This is a genomic window from Acinetobacter johnsonii, assembly GCF_048551975.1.
Taxonomy (GTDB): Bacteria; Pseudomonadota; Gammaproteobacteria; order Pseudomonadales; family Moraxellaceae; genus Acinetobacter; species Acinetobacter johnsonii_A.
Genome location: NZ_JBIMCF010000352.1, coordinates 1 through 218 on the forward strand (window position 1 = coordinate 1; position 218 = coordinate 218).

1 pseudogene is annotated in these 218 nt (G+C 39.4%); it reads right to left on the minus strand.

The features are described from left to right. Positions 1-183, minus strand: a pseudogene (locus tag ACG9ZB_RS17780) (IS3 family transposase); the annotation flags it as partial. Between the last annotated feature and the right edge of the window lie 35 nt (positions 184-218).

Here is a 218-nt window from a genome sequence, read left to right on the forward strand (position 1 = left end):
TTTAATAGGATTTTGCTGATCTAAATGCTTTTGATGCCAGGCACGAAGTGTTTCAGGAGTACAACCGATCTTAGGCGCAATTGCTGTGATTGCAGCCTAAGTAGAAGGATAATTTTTTTCAGATTCAATCAATAATTGAACCGCTCTTTCTCTGATTTCAGGGGTATATTTTAATTTTGTCATCGGGACACTACGCTTCGCTACGTCTTGCGAAGCAA